Below are 19031 nucleotides of genomic sequence, written 5' to 3'. Positions count from 1 at the left end.
AATGGGTGGACTGGTTCAATAAAACACGACTGCATAGCACGATTGGTTATGTGTCACCCTTTGAGTTTGAAAAGCGGTATTATGATAATTTAATCCTGTCAGGCATTGCTGCCTGACTCAAGTAGATCAGCCTCCGATATACTCGGGGCGGTTCACTTTAGTAATAGCACAATCAAGCACTACCCTAACCGATACTTGTCATCTATAGACTTTTGGCAAGCGAGCAGCTAGGGTAAATGCTACACCATTATGATGACTTATCATATGTCCAAAATTATAGCCCAGCCCTTATCTACTCATGTCACAAATAACGCACCTTGGGAAATGTACCAGCGGCCTTATGTACGTGATTTGGCATATGTGCTGGCGTGCCCTAACGTCTTAACCGAATGGCTGGACTTTGCACCGCATCAGAATACACATACCGTATCGGTACATAGCGCACACTTTTGGCAAATGCAGTTTGCAGCGTATCAGCAGCGTTTGGAAGAGCTAGATAGCACCAATGCTTATCAGGTGCTGACTCGCTATTTACTCAAGCGGCCTAGCCCTAATCGCTTGGGTTTTCACTTTGAAGGATTACTGTCATTTTGGCTAGAGGATGGCTTTGCGCGCAAGCTACATCCGTATGAGACCCTAGCCAGTAACGTCCAGTTGTATAACGGTAAGCAGACGACTGGTGAGCTGGATTTGATTTTATACAATCATCAAGACAAGCTCACCGAACACTGGGAATTGGCCATTAAGTTTTTTATGGGATCAGCGCCGTTTGCTCCTGAGAACTGGGTTGGGATTAATTCCAAGGACAATCTACAGCATAAAATGACCCATATGCAAACCAAGCAGTTTCGTACCGTATGGGTAGATACCGAAAAGCATGGACAAGTTAAAATTGATAAGCGTTATGGGATAATTAAAGGACGCTTCTTTTTGCCAATCAATACCTGTAATTTTACTTATCCGCCTTGGTTAGCGCCAAGCTTTCCTATACATAAATGGTGCGATAACACCGATATGACTAATCTTGCGACGCTTGATATAAGGGCATTACGAGCTGCCCATTATATCGAATGGTTTACTAGGCGCGACTGCTATGATGGACGACAGCCGCAGGTAGCTTGGTCAAACGACGCAATGCCTATGCCTACGACAGGACTATACTTCGAAGGTCATAGTCCGATCGTCATTTATCCTGAACAGCGCGACAAAACGCATGATAAATTTTAGTAACGTCCACCGCATTATATGCACATCGACGCTTTAGCCATCTGCTTTATTAATGCAATGCAATGAAGCTACCAAGCATAGCGTCCATACAAGCTAATCTCACTGCGTTTGGCTTTTTCTGAATCGAGACTGTCGGTCAGCAATTTGATGCCAGCATAACGACTGTCTACAGCAAGACCCAATGCTTGCGTTTGCGGCTCTATCAAGCCCGTCACCGTAATGGGGAAAGCATCGTTGGACGTTTGGTAGCCTGCGGATAATTGATATAAGTCTTGAATGTCATTCACTTGACCATGTAGACCGAGCTGCCATTGACTGTCTAGCTGATGCTGAAGGCTACCTTCCACTCGCCATGGCAATGTCTGTGTGACATCATCAGTGCTAAGCTGCCCTTCAATCGTATAGAGAGGTCTGCCGTTGACGTCATAATCCAATGCATAACGAGTGCTTGGCATGTCTTTCCAGTGCATACGTCCAAGGATATCGTAGCCACTCAGAGACAACTGCGTACTATCAGACAACTGACCGGTGAGCTGCAAATCGAGCGAATAACCATATCCCGAAGGTTTCGCGGGGTTCCAGTCTAGGTTTTCCTCCCCTAAAGCCGGTTCATCATAGTAATAATCGATGTAAGCGTTGGTTTTATCCAAACTGTCTCGTATGTCTGTCACCTCATTATTTGGCAACACTCTGGTGCTTAAATCGCCAACTATCTTACCTTCTAATGCATGCAGTCCTTGCCAGAGATTGGCACGAGTCGTCAATTGCCAGTTAGGCATGAGCTGCTGCGTCAGACCAATATTAGCACCGAATCTTTCATTGTGCTTGGCTTCCAAAAATAACGGATAATCTTGACTGGTACTTGAGGGCTGTTTATTTTCATACTGCCAATAAACTTCGGCAGTCTCTTTGCTAAACGTCATTAAATAATCATAACGCCAACCTAGACCGTAGCTAATCGCACTGCCCGCAGGACGAATCTCAAGCGACGTCCGACCTTGGGCATAAGCATGATCACCCGAGTCCAAAGGGGCACTCCAATCGTCTAAAAATGCTGAGATAGGCTGTGTTGGGCTATGAGCCGTTGCCATCACACTCCACTCTATCTGTGCGTCTGATTGTTTGGTCTGACTGTCTAGCAACCCTGTCGCTTGGGGGTAGAAGTAAAAATTCGTATCAGCAGCTGGTATATCTGCACTATCAGCAACCGCAGCGCTGGATATCATCATAGCGGCAATCGCTGGCGTAGTGATTAACTTGGTACGGCTGTATAAATGCGATGCTAAGCGTTTAGGTAAAAAACCATAGAGAATTGAAACGTTATATGGCATAAATTTCTCACGTTTATTAGAGAGCATAAAAAAGAGACAGGAATCTGTCTCTTTTTTTTGTTGCTATACCTCAATCGCTACTAACAACGGTTGAGAGTCGATGTGACACATGATCTGATTATAGAATAATTAAACTATCATCAGTAAATTTGGCAGTAACTTTGCCATCATTATCCATTAAATCACCGTAGTCTTTACCGTTAACCATGATATCGCCAAGCTTACCCATTTTATCTTTAATAAAATCACCCTTGGCATCAACCTTTAACTTGATCGACGCTTTATTTTGCTCAACGGTAAACTGGGTGCTAACCACATCATAGTTATTATCTAAGCTTGACTTACCGGTTACAAATAGCTTCTTACCCTCTACGCTAGCAGTCAGACCTTGTAGCTCAATAACATTACGAGCAGTACGTTTAAGATTGGCTTGGAAATCAAGTGGAATCGTCGTTGTGCTCTCTTTCGTTACCTTGCCCTTAATCGACAATACTATTTCCATACCTACGTATTTATTGGCGGCCTCTTCGATATCACCGACTTCATCGATTATGATAAATTTCTTTATATCAGCGTCATTGGCAGTCGCGTTCAGTGTAATCTCTACATCAGTCATCGGTTTTTGCTTGGTCATCTTGCCCGTTATAGCAAACTTATAAGGGATTGTTCTAACCACCAGACTGTTATCTGCTAGTTTTCTGCTGACATCCAGTGCGGCAAATTCAAAATCTTTTGCTTCAATCACGCTATCATTAGCCGTCAACTTCAGGCTGCTTAATTTGATGACCGCCTTTTCTAGTGTGATGCCTTCTCTATTTGCATCATTGATATCAAACTCATCATTGACCACGACTTTATCACTGAATTGACCACTGACTGTTGCGCCTTTAGTACTTGAGTTGAGGGTAACGATATCAGTGCCAGTGCCAATGTTAATACTCTTGAAACCCAAGCTGCCGTTAAAGTTATCTGTACTGGTGTTTGAGCTTAACGCATCTTCAAAACCATCAAATGCTACCTTAAAACTGTCTTGATTGACGACAACAGGTCCGTACAAACCTGTTTGTGGGTTATACACATAATCGTATTCTTCAATATCAACCTTGGTGCTACCCGTTAACGTAAACTTACCATCCGTATTTAACGTCGCTAAAAAGTCTTTTTCTGGGGTCAAGACTATATTTCCTAATGCTGTTTCAAACTCTTTATCATTAGCCAGTGCAGTAATGTCCGCTGCCGTGAGCTGTGATACATCATTCTCTTCCATATAGTATTTTAGATCACTTGGGATATCGAAGGTATAACCAAGTCGTGTATCTTGCTTTTCTGTAAGGATATCACTTACATCTTCGTAAGCATCTGTAACCGCTTTATTGTCACTGACAAATAACTTGGCGGTACGAATCATCTCTTTCGCTTGCTCGATCTCAGACAAACTATTATCGACAGGCGGCTTAACTGGCACATCTGGCGTATTAGTACCATTACTAGAAGAGCTATTATTGTTGTCATCACCACAGCCTGCTAACGCTAACGTGCTGGCTAACGCTAATGCGCTCAATTTAAAAAATTTCATAACACAGTCCTTTATAGAGTGATTTTAAAAACGAGAAGCACCAAAATCTTTATCCAATTAAGCAAATAATGCCTTAATTCAAAAAAGCGCCTCTTAATTTAAAAAACTTAAGTTTGCTTTAAAACAATAATACTCTTATTTAAACAACTTATCTATAAAGTAAACGAATATAACAGCAATGTTACACAAAAAAATAAATGCCGTTGTTGCGACTAATCTTAACTGTCTGCCAAAGATACTTTATCAATAATTTTCAATCACTTGCATCAGCTCGTACCTGAGCATATCTGCGCTTGGCATGCGCTCAGCGTGAAAGCGCACAATAGCAATACCGGCACTAGCAAGGGCTTTGTCTTTTTTGTCATCCGCCTTTTGACGCGCTTTACTCGTGTGTGTCCAATCATCAAGCTCGATAGCAACCAGCGTGGTCTGCGCATCAATATCCACAATCACATAATCGACGCTTTGACGGCAGATACGATTGAACCAAAAGCTACGCTCGGACGCCTCACTGCTATTGCCTTCGATAATGCGTGACAGTTGAACTTGGACGAAAATATGATATTCCGGCAACGCACTTTTTAGCTTATTAAAGAAAATGACTTCCGTATCCGTCATAATCGGCATCGGCGCAAACGGCCAAATAGCCAACTCATCACCGCGTACTGGCTTTGGATCAGGCTCAACAACTGGAGGTCTTTTCAACAGCTTTGGTACGGTAATCAGCCCTAAAAACCCAACGGCCAATATTAAAAATATAACACCAAATGACATGGTTTTACCTTATACATGATTAAGGCAGCCAAATATGTATGACGACTTTCATAGAGTGACATACATACTCAACTGCGACAGGACAGCCCTTATAGGCTGACCCGTTATACAGAAAAAATCAGGGGGAATCGGCGCACATCGTAGCTAAGCTTACGCCAATCAGCAAACACTAAAACAAAAAACACGACAATAAATGTCGTGTTTGAATAAAACTCGGATAAAACAATAAAATCTAACTAAGACTCTGCTGTTTATTTAGCAATCACAGTCATCCGATTATAGTGATTTTCACACTATTTTAGCGCCAGTATAAAACCCAAGCACTGGTCGTATTGACCTTGGGATCGCTATTAATTTTATCTTTTAACGCTAACGCCGCCACTTTACCGCGCTCAGGACCGACGATGACGCGAACCCCGCGGCTGGTAGGACTAGTCTTAACTTGGTAGCCAGCAGATTTAAATTTCTTTGCTAGTTCGTCAGCTTTGGCTTGATCGTTTGCCAATGCTACTTGCACCCCAAAGCTGCCTTTGGCGTCGGTTTCTTTGACTTCTTTACGGGCTTCGCTGAGTTTCTGCTGTGCTTCACGCTTAGCATCCGCTGATTTTTTGGCTAAAGCTTCTTCTTTCTGACGCTTGTCTTCGCGTGCCTGCTCAGCCGCTGCCGCTTCACGTGCTAATCGCTCCACTTGCTTACGTGATGGAATGGTGATGTTTTGACCCAGTTGTAGCGATGTCGACGGTGACAGATTATTCGCTTGTGCCAACACTTCTACTGGCATATTGTACTGCCGCGCCAGTTTAATCAGCCCATCTCCTCTTTTAACTTGATAGTCAGAAGGCGATTTTGGTGGCTCATTTTTAGCCGCTTCTGCTGCCGCTTGTTTTTTCTCAGCCGCAGCATCCGCTTGTTTCTTAACATCCGCTTGTCTTTTTGCTTCCGCTTCTTTTTTACTGTCTGCTAGTTTCTTAGCTACAGCCTGCTCTTTAATCGCCGCTTGCCTTTGAGCTTCTTGTTGCGCTTGGGCAGCTTTTTGCTGGTTGCCAGTGTTTGTCTCACTTTCAGCTGACTCAGCAGCGCTAGTCTTTTTTATTGGTGTTGTAGCGGCATCTTTTTCCGCGTCGGATTTGGATTTGTCACTCTCTTCAGCAGCTGCTGCGCTACTGGCCATATACTGCTGACTTTCTGCACGGGCTTTTGCTAATGCTTCCGCCTCAGCGGCTTCTTGTTCGGTTAAGAACTGCTGGGCACGTTTTTCTTGTTCAGCAACACGAGCAGCGCGCTCTTTTTGTTTTTCTGCCAAGATACGTTTTTCAGTCTCGATATCCGTCGTCAGCGGTTGAGGAGACTCTTGCTCAGGGCTTGGCTTATCTACCATTGCTAACGCTGGTTGTGGTTCATTACTATCACCAATCTGTTGCACCATGGCGTATAGCATCACGCTACCGCCGATAATCATCCCAATGCCCAATAAGGCTTGTCTCGAAAAGTTCATCCGTTTACGTCTCTTAGTTGGTAATAAGGTTGATTGAGCGGCGCAACTGTCGTCTCAAAACTGTGTTTAGATAGTTTTAATAGCCTTGATAGGTGTCATTGCCACCAGTTGCGTCCATCCGTTTTTAAATGTTATGCCAAGCGTTTAATGCCATTATAGAGCAACTTGCCAAATCACTTTGATTATAAAGCATATTTTTCATACTGTCTGCCATCATGCTACTACTAAGATTAACATTAAATAAGCACCATTTTAATGTTAATTATCAACCGCAAGTGCTGCCAGTGCCTCGCCGATCGTATGAAAGGAGCCACATACCACGATAAGGTCTTGCGGCTGACTGGCATTGATAACTGCATCGGTCGCTTCTGATAAACGTTTAAATTCATGTATTTGAGCATTGTCGACATAGCTCGATAGGATACCTTGCAGGTGCTCGGTGCTCGCGGCACGTGGATAATCAATCTCAGCGATATACCAATCGCTAATCGGTAAGCCCGCTATCGTCAAATGCTGCACGACTTTATTGATATCTTTATCACCCAACATAGAAAATAGCATTTTAATGCTGGCAGGTTTTCCTATAGCTTGACTGATATGATTACTATGTGGATTACTGCTGTGATTGAGAGCATCAAAGCTATTTTGATTGGCTAGATGCTGTTGCCAAAGCGGTAATAATTGCGCCAATAAAAACTCAACGCCTTGCTCGTTATGCGCGACATCAAACAGCCAATGGCGATTGTGGGTCTCACGATAATCAAAGCGACCAGCGAGCCTGACCGTTTGCAGCGCCTGCTCGATAGCAGTGCTATCGACATTTAACGAACTTGCGAGCACTGCTGATAACGCAGTGGCAGTATTGGTCAATGATAGTGCTGGGCGCGGTAACTGCATGGTGACCGCAGCATTGCTATATTGCCAAGCGCTTGCATCCACTTCACGATAATCAAAATCTCGCCCAACTTGATAACAAGTTGCTTGATGCTTATCAATCGCTTGCTGCACACTGACTGGCATTGCAGTAGCACCATAAACCACGCTGATACCATCACGTAAGATACCTGCTTTCTCACGGCCAATATCTTCGACATTGTCACCTAGCCAATCGACATGATCGATAGCGATATTGGTAATCACTGCCATATCAGCATCGATGATATTGACCACATCTAAGCGCCCACCCAGCCCGACTTCCAATACCCAAACATCGCAGTCCGCTTCGGCAAATATTAATAATGCGGCAAGTGTGGTCATCTCAAAAAAGGACAAGGTTAAATCACATTTTAATCGTGCGGCTTCTACTTTATTAAAGGCTTCAATTAACGTCTCGTCACTGACCATCTCGCCATTGATACGCACGCGCTCATTAAATACACTTAGATGCGGTGATTGATACAGAGCCGTTTTATAACCTGCTGCTTGGCACATCTGCGCGATGACAGCCGTCGTTGAGCCTTTACCATTGGTGCCCGCCACCGTAAATACATAAGCATCGTCTTTGGCTGACTGTACCACGCCTAACGCCTCGGCAACTGGCAAAACTCGCGACAACCCCATATCTATTGCCGATACATGAATCTGCTGCATATAATCGAGCCATTCGGTCAAGCTAGAATGCTTGTTGGGAGTGTTAGGGTTAAAAAGTAGAGAGTCGGACATGGACACAGCCTATATTGAAATATTTGAATAAAAAATGGTCAATGAGAAAGCATTCATTAAGAAAGTACAGACAGTATATAACTACCTGCCCAAAAAGCAAAAATAGCATTTACCGCTGTTGACGATAAATGCTATTGATTGGTCTTACTTAGTCAGCAAAATTGAGCATTCTGCTACATAATATGCAGTGTTAGACTCAGTTATCCGTTAGTCAAGCCGATGAGCAAGTTAGGCATCAACATTAGGCATGCGGCTTAACTTTGCCAGCAGACGATAAATGGTATCAATCATTTGATGACGATGTACCACTTCATCGACCACACCATGCTCTAACAAGAACTCGGCACGCTGGAACGGCTCTTCTAGCGTCTCACGAACCGTTTGCTCAATCACGCGCTTACCAGCAAAGCCGATCATGGCTTTTGGTTCTGCTAAATGAATATCACCTAACATAGCGAGCGATGCAGTCACACCGCCATAAACAGGATTGGTCAAGATCACGATATACGGCACGCCAGCAATTCTCAAACGCTCAATCGCTGCGGCAGTACGAGCCATCTGCATCAAAGACAGTAAACCTTCTTGCATACGTGCGCCGCCGGAGGCAGCAAAGCAAACTAAAGGCACTTTGTCTGCCAGTGCTTTCTCAGCTGCTTGGACAAAACGATCGCCAACCACTGAGCCCATAGAACCGCCCATAAAGCGGAAGTCAAAGGCACAAGTCACCACATCAAGATTGCGCAGCTTACCGTACAGCACAATCAGCGCCTCAGACTCGCCTGTCTTATCTTGTGCTTCTGTCATACGCTGCGGATACGGCTTGCTATCCACAAATCTTAGCGGATCTTTGGCCGTAAATTGTTGTCCAAGCTCACCGTCTACTTGATCGAGTAGCCAGTTTAAGCGCTCACGAGCACTCATCGGTAAATGATGATCGCAATGCGGGCAAACATAGCAGTTAAAAATCAGTGCCGTATTGGTAATCATCGAATGACAATTACTGCACTTGGTTGACGGTTCAGTCTCTACTGCTGTCAAAGGCGCTGTCAGTTGCTGTTTAATACCCGGTATCGGGCGATTAAACCAGGATTGCCCAGCCGTATTACCGTTTGGCTCAGCGTTACTTTTTTCAGTATGGTTCGGAGTCGTCATATCAGGTTTTATTATCGTATCAGTCATATTATTCGCCATTATCAAAGGCTTATCGACAAGCTGGCTCATGCGCTTGTCCCTAAGAATCGATTTATAAGGATCAGTTTAATCGTCACATATTCTCATAACTTTCGCAGCTATAAAGCGCAGTTATAAGGCACGCTTTCGTGAAACAGTAACAATTTATATGTGATGTTAGTTTACACACGTAAACTAACTTTAGCAAAGTCATTTGACCCTGTCTTTATAAACATTGTTATTCATAGTGCCATGACGATTTAAGTGACGATAATTTAACTTTATTTAACTCAGGCACTCAAACTATCAAGTGCACCGCGTAGCTCATCCATTTTTGCCATGATTTTTTGCTGAGCGGCGGCAACCGCAGTGCTATCATTTGCATCTATATCAGCAAAATTTTGAACCAAGGCACTACCGACAATAATACCATCCGCATGCGCTCCAATCGCTTTGGCAGACGTTGCATCACGAATACCAAAACCCACACATACTGGCAAATCAGTCGCTGCTTTAATCGCTTGCACTTGAGTCGCAACATCATCAGTATCAAGCGTTGCCGAACCTGTCACGCCTTTTAATGACACATAATAAATATAACCACCGCAATGGGTCAATACTTGCTCACGGCGCTCAGGTAAAGTGGTTGGTGACAATAAGAAAATCTCGTTCATCGCATGGTCAGTTAAATGCTGGGTAAAACTGCCCGCCTCGCTTGGTGGTAAATCAACCATCAAAATACCATCGACACCTGACTGCTCACATAACGCGACAAAGTTGTCATAGCCAATGATTTCCACGGGATTGAGATAACCCATCAAAATAATGGGCGTCTGCGTGTCTTGCTGACGGAATTCCGCGACCATTTTTAGTGCATCACGTGTACTCGTACCTGCGGCTAATGCACGCTCTCCAGCTAAAGCGACGACTGGGCCATCTGCCATCGGGTCAGAGAACGGTAAGCCTACTTCGATCATATCGGCGCCGTGCTTGACCAAGTCATGTAGCAAGCCAACGAAGTTACTTGGATTAGGATCGCCTGCCATTACATAAGGAATCAAGGCTTTTTTGTTTTGTGCTTTTAAAGTTTCAAAGGTGCTTTCAATTCGGGTCATAGTGGTCTCTTTAGTTATCTATCTCTTCAGACAAGTTATTATTTAAATTTTATATTGATAATAGTGTCGCCATTTTGACCTTGTACTAACCATGCTCCATTCATAACCTTTTCTAGATTATTGAAACCAGATAATACCTGTTCCTGCTTACTGATATTACCCTTGTAGACTGTCTTAATAACTTTATTAGCTATCAATAAATAAGTCTTACAGATTAGTTTGCTATGCTCTTCAATAGTTAACTTAAGGTCAATATTATTACTTTCGTCATTTTTAGGGTTAAAATATGTCAGCTCATAATCATCGAACTGTAATCTAACAGGTACAAACATTTCAGTCTCAGAATCACCTTGGATAGTATAATTAATACTATGAGCACCTAGCTTATGACGAGCTTGTGTTATAGATAAATTATTGAATTCTTGTTTTATAGATTTTGGATTTGGACAATTGAATAGCTTAAATATATGTAGAATAGCTTGTTGCTGTTGGTAAACAGCATTCAAAACTCCATATAATCTCAGATACTTCTCACCCAAATCATTATATTTGGTAGGACCTGATAAACCAAACTTCAAAAAACTTTTTAAGGCTTCATTAGAGTCTTCTAAAATATCCTCAGAAGCAATAATTTCGTTCCAATCATTTTTCGAATTTAGCTTAAATTTTTGTTGAGCAAAGCCTAGAAAGTCATCGGTTTCTTTAGAAAATACCTGCTCCCTTGTAAACTCAATAAACCTATCGTTTATTAAGTTTACTAAGTTTACTAAGTCCACCATATCTGTCTTCAAAAAAACGTCCTTTTACAACTCAATCCCTTCCGCCTTCATCACTGAATGCAAATCTTTGTCACCACGCCCCGACATATTGACGATAATCGTTTGATCAGGCGTCATCGTCTTAGCCAACTTCAATGCATAAGCAACGGCATGAGCAGATTCAAGCGCAGGGATGATTCCTTCTTTGCGCGTGACTTCATGAAAGCCTTCTAGCGATTCTTTATCGGTACAACCGACATATTCAACACGCTTCATGTCTTTTAAGAAGCTGTGCTCAGGACCAACGCCAGGATAATCAAGACCCGCTGAAATAGAATGCGTTTCTTGAATTTGACCTTCATCATCGGCCATCAAATAGGTACGGTTGCCATGCAGTACACCGATACGACCAGCAGCCAATGGTGCTGAATGACGACCCGTTTCGATACCGTCACCCGTTGCTTCAACGCCATACATTTTAACGTCAGTATCGTTTAAGAAATCAAAGAACAAGCCAATGGCGTTTGAGCCACCACCCACACAAGCGACTAATGCATCTGGTAATTTACCCGTCATTTGCAGATGCTGAATACGTGCTTCTTTACCGATAATCGCTTGGAAATCGCGTACCAATAACGGATAAGGATGCGGACCGGCAACCGTACCGATGATGTAATAGGTGCTATCGACATTAGTAACCCAATCACGCATTGCTTCGTTCATGGCATCTTTTAGGGTACGTGAGCCTGAAGTCACTGGCACAACCGTCGCACCGAGCAAACGCATACGATAGACGTTCATCTTTTGACGCTCGACATCGTCCGCGCCCATATAAACGATACATTCAAGCCCTAAACGCGCGGCAATCGTCGCCGTCGCTACGCCATGCTGACCTGCACCCGTTTCAGCAATGATACGTTTTTTACCACTCATTTTGGCAAGTAGTGCTTGTCCAATGGTGTTATTCACTTTATGTGCGCCAGTATGGTTTAAGTCTTCGCGTTTGAAATAAATTTGCGCACCGCCAATCTCATCACTGAGACGCTTAGCATGATATAAAGGCGTTGGGCGGCCGACATAGTTGACCAAATCATTGTGATATTCTTCCCAAAACGCAGGGTCTTTTTTGACTGTGTTATATAACGTTTCTAGCTCTTCTAGTGCTGCCATCAAGGTTTCAGAGACAAAGCGACCGCCATGCACGCCGAAATGTCCACGGGCATCAGGATATTGATTGAAATCTTGTACGCTTTCTGGATTAGTAAAGGTGTTGATTGCTTTAGCAGTGGTAGATAGATCTTTGCTCGCGACATGACTCATGATAATTCCTACTATAATAAGTGGTATTTTTTAAGATAAATAAGGGGGGAATTTTTCCAAGTAATTAGCTATTTAACGGATAAAAATTCACGGTTAAAACACTAGTTACTGATATTCGAAGGTTCGCCAAGCGTCTCATTTTGCCATCGGTCGCGTTTTACCGCTTTCATAAAGGCACGCATTTTGGCAGCGTCTTTTTTGCCTTTGTCAGACTCAATCCCACCGCTGATATCGACCGCATAAATAGGCAAATCTAAAGTGGCAGCGACATTATCGGCATCCAGTCCGCCCGCTAAAATAATAGGTAGCGAGCTGTCTTGCGGTAGCAGACTCCAATCAAAACGTGCCCCTGTGCCGCCATATTTATGGGGATGGTAAGCATCCAATAAGATACTGTTCGCGCCAGCGGCGGCAAACTCATTAATCTCGGCACTTACGCTAGCGGCGGTGTGTTGGTCAGCATTGATACGCAACGCTTTAATCCAGCGTTTATTGACCGCACTGGCCAGCTGCGCACATTGCTCCGGTGTTTCATCACCATGGAATTGAATGATATCAAAAGCGACCTGATTCGCTAATTCTATCAGCTCTGCGCGCGGCATATTCACTACTAGAGCCACTATACTTATAAAAGCTGGCAAAGACGCACTTAACGATTGCGCCTGCTCGATAGTAACAGCGCGTGGACTGGGCGGATAAAATACCAAGCCAACCGCATCAACACCCAACTGGGCGGCAATTTTAATATCATTAGGCTGGGTAAATCCGCAAAACTTAACGTGCATGATGTGACCTTAGATATAACACTTAGTGCGACATTATTAGACTGTCTTCGCTACATTGACGGCAAGTAAACGTCAATTGCCAACGCTAAAGCGTAAATATGAGGATTTGTTAATTGAATGGTAAATCCATTGCATCCAAAAACTTATCCTAGCATACTTTTATTACCAGTTTTGTTTATGATTGCGATTGATTAATAGAGGGATAGTTGAATGTCTAAAACGGCGGCGGAAACGTCTCATAACACCGATAGCACAGATAGCACCGAAACAAGCAATGTCAACACTAATGACGATGCCACTAGCGTAAATCCAGCACATTATTTAATGTGGTTTCGTCGTGACCTGCGAGTTCATGATAATACCGCTCTAGCTGCGCTTTGCGAGCAGGCAAATGCGGATAACGCCTCAGTAAGCGCTATTTACTTCGTGACGCCTGAACAATGGCAAGCACATGACATGTCGCTGACACAGCTTGACCATATCGCTCGTACCTTGCCTATCCTAGCCAAATCTCTGCAAACACAATTAAACATCCACTTAACAGTGCAGCTCTGTCCAAGCTTTTCTAACTGTGTTGAGGCGATGCTAGATATCTGTAGCGCGAACCAGATCAGCACTGTGATGGCAAATCACGAGTACGAAGGCAATGAGATTAAGCGTGATGAGCAATTAACCAAACAGCTTGCAAACAACGATATAGAATTTGTCCGCTGGCATGATCAATGTATCTTGCCACCACAAACCATCACCACCAATGACGATAGCATGTATCAGGTGTTTACCCCATTTTATAAAAAATGGCGGCATACCTTGGATATCAGCACCATACAAATGCATGAGGCATCCGCCATAAATGGCAACACTAAAGCCAAACTAGAAGTCTCAAACGCCAGTGCTACTATCGAAGATATAGAAAGAGTAAGTAAAGAAGTAGGCGAAGATTATCAAAAGGCACTGCAAAATGCTGGTTTATTAGAGCACATGGATATAGACGTACAGCTTGAGCACGCTCGGGCAGCCTACCCTGCTGGCGAAGCGGCAGCTTGCCAGCGTTTAGAAGATTTCATCGCTGAGGATATTGATAACTACGATATCAGTCGCGATGTACCCAGTTTAAATGCCACCAGTCAGCTATCTGCCTACCTGACTATTGGCGCAATCGGCCCCAGACGTTGCTACTTACAAGCTACCCTACAATTAAGCAAAGCACTGGGAGAATTACATGGGAATGATGGTGACGCCTTAGATAGCGGGGATAGCTTTGACAACACTAATAATAGCGACATTAACCGCTGGATAAGCGAGCTGGCTTGGCGTGACTTTTACCGTCATGTTTTAGACTATAAGCCCGAATTAATACGCCATCAAGCTTATAAACAGGAAACCGATAGCAAGATTAATTGGTCATATAATCAGCAGGAATTTAATGCATGGTGCATAGGTAAAACTGGCGTGCCGTTAGTCGATGCGGCAATGCGCTGCCTGAATGCAACGGGCTTTATGCACAATCGCTTGCGGATGGTCACGGCGATGTTTTTGACCAAGGATTTATTGATTGATTGGCGCTTAGGTGAGCGCTACTTTATGCAACAGCTGATAGATGGTGACTTTGCGTCCAATAATGGGGGTTGGCAATGGAGCGCATCGACTGGGACCGACTCTGCACCTTACTTTCGCATTATGAACCCTTTTAGCCAAGCCAAAACCCACGATACCGATGGCGAATTTATCAAGACGTGGCTGCCTGAGCTAAAAGCCATTCCTGCCGCCATCTTGCATAGCGAGGATAAAATGCGTCAAGCACTAGCAAAGGGCGGTAAATTTGCTGACATTGATTACCAATTACCGATGGTCGAACATAAAGCGGCTCGCCAATTAGCGATTGCTGAATTTAAAAAACAGTGACGCATTACATCAACACTAAAACCTCAATTTACTAAGAGTTTCAGCTATGGCATCTTACTCACATTATCTACCCTTCCTAGTATCAGCTAGAGTTTACAAGATACGAGTTTGGATAATGTATAAGGCATAGGCTAGTAGAGTGAAGCTTATGATTAACAGCACCCATGTCGCAAAAGAAAGCGATTCTTTCGATTTAGGGCGCTTATTAAGCTGACGTTCAGGCTTAGAAGACGGTTTATTATTAAGAGTTGTCATATACGTCACCTTTTGTATAGGGTTATATTACCAACGATTATTTATAAGTTCATTATGAATAATAGATAAGCTCTACTATACAATATAAATGGCGTTACTTTAAGTGTTTCCAATTAATAAGCTAACGTATGACTATCTAGTCTATGGCTCTAATAAAATTATGTATGCATTATTTTACTGGCATCTGGCACGCGCCTGCACCTTGAGTCGTTACCGTCACAACTGCGCCAGTTAACGAAAATAGCTGTTGCAGTTGGGTTTGCGCATTTTCTAGTGCCATATTCATGACATCACCACGACAAGCGCGTTCGAGCACTTCTTTTTTTGCCATACTTTGCGCTTGTTGCAATATTTTTGGATCGACTTGCATCATGCCAAAAGCACCAGTCTGCCAATCATAAATCTCGATATCGTCTAGATAAACCGAAAATATCTCTGATGGTGGGATGGTAATATTGATTTTCGGCATCATTGAAACTGGCGTATTAGCACCCGCTTCTTGTACCTCATCGACGTTAACTTCAGGCTGCACCACTTGTACCATTTCTGGGGTAAGTGCACTTAAATCAATCCCCGCCTCCACTCGTCCGCGCGCGATAAACAAACCCTTTTGCTCGTCTTGCCACAGCTTCATCCAACTGCCAGGACGTTGACTGGTAATGACGGTATCGACACTGAATGCCACCGTTTCCAAACGATTCAATTTTTGGATTTGTGTGACCACGCCTTCACGAGTAATGGTTTCTATCGGCTCTTCCTTGGTTATATTCTGCACACTATAAATAGCAAAGACGATAGCTGCTAAACCGATGAGCAATATCATCCACGACATCATCGCAATGGGTTTTTTCGCTTGTGAGTTAGTCGCATCATTATTAACAGGAGATCGATTGTCAGGATTATTCATATAAACACCCTCAGAGTTTTATCATTTATTTTTATTAAACGTATAACAAATAACTGTCTAAATGATAAATGCTACTTTTGAGCAGCAACTTCAAGTAATGACTACCAATACGCTACATAATGACTAGCACTACCATTTACTATAAATACCCTAAAAACTGGTAAATAATCGAGTTGTAGTGACCTCATTTGCTCGTTTAAGTCACGTTTAAGTCACGTTCTGTCTGAAAAAACAAAAAGTCATTGCGTCTTAGGCTAACTTTACCTAACATAGTCAGATTGTATAAGCAAAATGTTGGCGTACATCTATTTTTCTGGTCTTTATGCGTAAAGTATGACGCTGCCAACATCAACGTTTTAATACAAAATGAAAAGTTCCAGCCTTTTTGTAAGGCGTTTTATGAACGCACTTTCTATTCATGTACTGTTTGTCGCAGTACTTTTTAGCTAGGCATGTCCTAGACTATTACCAAGTGATACAAAGGTAAGCTTGCGTCGGCCATCAAAGCACACGCTCAACCTCCTACTATTTCTTATTTATTTTATCGTTGATAAGGTTACGCTTTATTTATGAAAGCCAGTCAATTTTTATTTGCCACTCTAAAAGAAACCCCAAGTGATGCCGATATCGCCTCAAGCCAATTGATGGTGCGTGCCGGTCTTATCCGAAAGATTGCTTCTGGGTTATATATTTGGTTGCCCATGGGGCTACGCATCTTGCAAAAAGTCGAACGTATTGTTCGTGAAGAGATGCAAGAAGTTGGTGCACAAGAAGTGCTCATGCCGATGACCCAGCCTGCCGAGCTTTGGCAAACGACCGGACGCTTTAACGATTATGGTCCTGAGCTATTGCGCTTCAAAGACCGTCATGATCGCGATTTTGTATTAGGTCCGACGCATGAAGAAGTCATCACCAATCTGGCGCAAGGCGAGCTACGTAGTTATAAACAACTACCAATCACCTTTTTCCAAATTCAGAACAAATTCCGTGATGAGATTCGTCCACGTTTTGGTGTGATGCGCGCACGCGAATTTACCATGAAAGACGCCTACTCGTTCCACGTTGATCAAGCATCGTTGGCAAAAACTTACCATGACATGTATGACGCTTATACGCGCATCTTTACCCGTTTGGGTTTAGATTTCCGTGCGGTACAAGCAGATACGGGTTCTATCGGCGGTTTTGCTTCACATGAGTTCCATGTGTTGGCAGACAGCGGCGAAGATGATATCGCCTTCTCTGATTCTTCTGATTATGCAGCCAACGTTGAGCTTGCCGAATCAGTGAGCACCGCTGAGCGTCAGCCACCGAAGATGGCGCGCGAAGACGTCCTGACGGAAAATATGACCAGCTGTAAAATGGTTGCTGAACATTTAGGCTTACCATTAGAAACGACGGTCAAAACGTTAATCGTCCATGGTCATACCGAAAATGATGAGCCACAGCTTATCGCTATCGTATTACGCGGTGATCATCAGCTAAATACGATCAAAGCCGAGAAAATCGAAGAGGCCAATGTGCCGCTGACAATGGCTTCTGATGAAGAACTGAAAGCTGCTGGTCTGCATAAAGGCTATATTGGTGTTAATTTGGATATGCCTGTCTTTGTTGATCGTTCGGCAGCAACTTTGTCAGACTTTGTATGCGGTGCCAATGAAGTCAATAAACACACCACTGGTATGAACTGGGCGCGTGATGCGAGCATTACTCGTGTCGTTGATGTACGCAATGTGCAGGAAGGCGACCCTTCTCCTGATGGTAAAGGCAGCCTAAAAATCAAACGTGGTATCGAGGTCGGTCATATCTTCCAGTTGGGTGATAAGTACTCGCAAGCGTTAAATGCTACCGTATCTGGTGAAGATGGTAAGCCTGTGACCCTAATGATGGGTTGCTACGGTATTGGTGTGAGCCGTATCATTGCCGCTGCTATCGAACAGAACAACGACGAAAACGGTATCATGTGGCCACAGACGCCAACGGTTAATGATTCAATCGCTCCTTTTGAAGTCGCTATCATACCGATGAAGTCAAAAGAAGAGACCGTCATGCAGACAGCGACGGCACTCTATGAAGAGTTAAAAGCACAAGGCATCAATGTGCTTCTTGATGATCGTAACGAGCGTCCAGGTGTCAAGTTTGCTGATCTAGAATTGATTGGTATTCCACATCGTATCGTGGTTTCAGACCGTAACTTGGCTGAAGGCAAGTACGAATACGTCAATCGCCGTGAGACAGAAAAGCAAATGCTAAGCCGTGAAGAAGTATTGGCAAAAGTGAGCGGAAAATAGTTTTATTCATAAAACTTATGCCATAAAAAGCGCCTATCTCATTTATGAGACAGGCGCTTTTTTTACTTATAAAAAAATGAAAATTGCTATTTGATATTATATTTTTTAGTAATCGCCTTACTACGTTTCTGTGTCTCATTAGCGGTGCAAACATTCGCGCTAATCTGAGCGTACACCACAGAATTATTCATTGGACCTTCGTATTCAAAGTACGATAAACGCTCATATAGATTTTATTAAGGCGATTTTTTTCGACTATAATCGCATCGTTACCACAATCATAAGCCACTTCCATATAAGCGTCTTCACAGTTATATTGATTTTCCACAAATGCAGCCTGTGCTAACTGCAAGGTAGAAAGAGACAAAATAGCAGTCCCTAGAGCGGTTAAAAAGCTGGTTTTTAACTTCATAGCTGCATCTCAATATTCATAAAATAAGGTTTACTGAGTATAAGAAAGAAC

17 protein-coding genes are annotated in these 19031 nt (G+C 43.3%); 4 read left to right on the top strand and 13 right to left on the bottom strand.

Annotation, left to right across the window (positions count from 1 at the left end; translation table 11 throughout):
• Together JFC08_RS13990 and JFC08_RS08300 are read left to right on the top strand one after the other, a co-directional pair.
• A partial coding sequence (locus JFC08_RS13990; RefSeq protein ID WP_338101664.1) for an IS3 family transposase occupies positions 1-116 on the top strand: 116 nt, incomplete at its 5' end.
• A 148-nt stretch (positions 117-264) separates the two neighbouring features.
• Positions 265-1227, top strand: coding sequence for a DUF1853 family protein (locus JFC08_RS08300; protein ID WP_198330381.1), 963 nt, complete (start codon positions 265-267; stop codon positions 1225-1227).
• 68 nt (positions 1228-1295) lie between these two features.
• Here JFC08_RS08300 and JFC08_RS08295 read toward each other — a convergent pair whose 3' ends face one another.
• From JFC08_RS08295 to JFC08_RS08250, 10 genes are all read right to left on the bottom strand, one after another.
• Entirely contained in the window at positions 1296-2558 is a 1263-nt protein-coding gene (locus tag JFC08_RS08295) for a DUF5723 family protein (RefSeq protein WP_198330380.1), read from the bottom strand.
• A gap of 118 nt (positions 2559-2676) precedes the next feature.
• Complete coding sequence (locus tag JFC08_RS08290) at positions 2677-4134, bottom strand: hypothetical protein (RefSeq protein ID WP_198330379.1); 1458 nt, start codon at positions 4132-4134, stop codon at positions 2677-2679.
• A 243-nt stretch (positions 4135-4377) separates the two neighbouring features.
• Complete coding sequence (locus JFC08_RS08285; protein WP_045446569.1) at positions 4378-4908, bottom strand: DUF2726 domain-containing protein; 531 nt, start codon at positions 4906-4908, stop codon at positions 4378-4380.
• A 298-nt stretch (positions 4909-5206) separates the two neighbouring features.
• The gene (locus JFC08_RS08280) at positions 5207-6403 is read right to left on the bottom strand and encodes an SPOR and LysM peptidoglycan-binding domain-containing protein (RefSeq protein ID WP_198330378.1); all 1197 of its coding nucleotides are present in this window, start codon (positions 6401-6403) and stop codon (positions 5207-5209) included.
• Positions 6404-6661: 258 nt separating this feature from the next.
• Positions 6662-8065, bottom strand: coding sequence for a bifunctional tetrahydrofolate synthase/dihydrofolate synthase (gene folC / locus JFC08_RS08275; protein WP_198330377.1), 1404 nt, complete (start codon positions 8063-8065; stop codon positions 6662-6664).
• Between the two features lie 228 nt (positions 8066-8293).
• A complete protein-coding gene (accD, locus tag JFC08_RS08270) occupies positions 8294-9256 on the bottom strand; it encodes an acetyl-CoA carboxylase, carboxyltransferase subunit beta (protein ID WP_198330383.1) in 963 nt (320 codons plus the stop codon).
• 269 nt (positions 9257-9525) lie between these two features.
• Positions 9526-10350: a tryptophan synthase subunit alpha gene (gene trpA / locus JFC08_RS08265; protein WP_198330376.1), complete on the bottom strand. Its 825-nt coding sequence runs from the start codon at positions 10348-10350 to the stop codon at positions 9526-9528.
• Between the two features lie 38 nt (positions 10351-10388).
• A complete protein-coding gene (locus JFC08_RS08260) occupies positions 10389-11141 on the bottom strand; it encodes a hypothetical protein (RefSeq protein WP_198330375.1) in 753 nt (250 codons plus the stop codon).
• A gap of 12 nt (positions 11142-11153) precedes the next feature.
• Entirely contained in the window at positions 11154-12428 is a 1275-nt protein-coding gene (gene trpB, locus JFC08_RS08255) for a tryptophan synthase subunit beta (RefSeq protein ID WP_060490515.1), read from the bottom strand.
• Between the two features lie 101 nt (positions 12429-12529).
• Entirely contained in the window at positions 12530-13213 is a 684-nt protein-coding gene (locus JFC08_RS08250; RefSeq protein ID WP_198330374.1) for a phosphoribosylanthranilate isomerase, read from the bottom strand.
• A 210-nt stretch (positions 13214-13423) separates the two neighbouring features.
• Here JFC08_RS08250 and JFC08_RS08245 point away from each other — a divergent pair, with 210 nt between their 5' ends.
• Complete coding sequence (locus tag JFC08_RS08245; RefSeq protein ID WP_198330373.1) at positions 13424-15118, top strand: cryptochrome/photolyase family protein; 1695 nt, start codon at positions 13424-13426, stop codon at positions 15116-15118.
• A gap of 93 nt (positions 15119-15211) precedes the next feature.
• On the opposite strand, the gene JFC08_RS08240 is transcribed toward JFC08_RS08245, so the two are convergent.
• The gene (locus JFC08_RS08240; protein WP_198330372.1) at positions 15212-15373 is read right to left on the bottom strand and encodes a hypothetical protein; all 162 of its coding nucleotides are present in this window, start codon (positions 15371-15373) and stop codon (positions 15212-15214) included.
• 169 nt (positions 15374-15542) lie between these two features.
• Positions 15543-16280: a DUF4230 domain-containing protein gene (locus tag JFC08_RS08235; RefSeq protein ID WP_198330371.1), complete on the bottom strand. Its 738-nt coding sequence runs from the start codon at positions 16278-16280 to the stop codon at positions 15543-15545.
• A 569-nt stretch (positions 16281-16849) separates the two neighbouring features.
• Between JFC08_RS08235 and JFC08_RS08230 the strand changes: the two genes are divergently transcribed.
• Positions 16850-18568, top strand: coding sequence for a proline--tRNA ligase (locus tag JFC08_RS08230; RefSeq protein WP_198330370.1), 1719 nt, complete (start codon positions 16850-16852; stop codon positions 18566-18568).
• A gap of 187 nt (positions 18569-18755) precedes the next feature.
• On the opposite strand, the gene JFC08_RS08225 is transcribed toward JFC08_RS08230, so the two are convergent.
• Positions 18756-18980: a hypothetical protein gene (locus JFC08_RS08225; RefSeq protein ID WP_198330369.1), complete on the bottom strand. Its 225-nt coding sequence runs from the start codon at positions 18978-18980 to the stop codon at positions 18756-18758.
• Between the last annotated feature and the right edge of the window lie 51 nt (positions 18981-19031).

Source organism: Psychrobacter cibarius (assembly GCF_016107535.1).
Taxonomy (GTDB): domain Bacteria; phylum Pseudomonadota; class Gammaproteobacteria; order Pseudomonadales; family Moraxellaceae; genus Psychrobacter; species Psychrobacter cibarius.
This window is presented reverse-complemented; position numbering and strand designations above follow the sequence as displayed.